Genomic DNA, 385 nt, shown 5'->3' on the forward strand with positions numbered 1-385 from the left:
GTGGAAGGTCAGGGACTTGGCGACGGCGAGGAACTCGTCCAGCATGCCGTCCATGTGGGCCGAGTGGAACGCGTGGCTGACCCGCAGCCGACGGGTACGACGGTCCGCGAAGTGCTCCCTGACACTCTCGACGGCCGCCTCGCCACCCGAAACCACCACCGAACGGGGCCCGTTGACAGCCGCGACGTCCACGCCGTCGACCAGGACGGCCCGGACCTCCTCCTCCGTCGCCTCCAGCGCCACCATCGCCCCACCACCCGGCAGCGCCTGCATCAACCGCGCCCGCGCACCCACCAGCACCGCCGCGTCCTCCAGCGACAGCACCCCCGCCACATGCGCCGCCGCCAACTCACCGATCGAATGGCCCGCGACGAAGTCCGGCCGC

General features: G+C 71.9%; 1 protein-coding gene. It reads right to left on the bottom strand.

Annotated features, from left to right (window positions below):
* A partial coding sequence (locus IF01_RS43360; RefSeq protein ID WP_037783129.1) for an acyltransferase domain-containing protein occupies positions 1–385 on the bottom strand: 385 nt, incomplete at both ends.

Source organism: Kitasatospora purpeofusca, from assembly GCF_000718025.1.
In the GTDB taxonomy this organism is placed as follows: Bacteria; Actinomycetota; Actinomycetes; order Streptomycetales; family Streptomycetaceae; genus Kitasatospora; species Kitasatospora purpeofusca.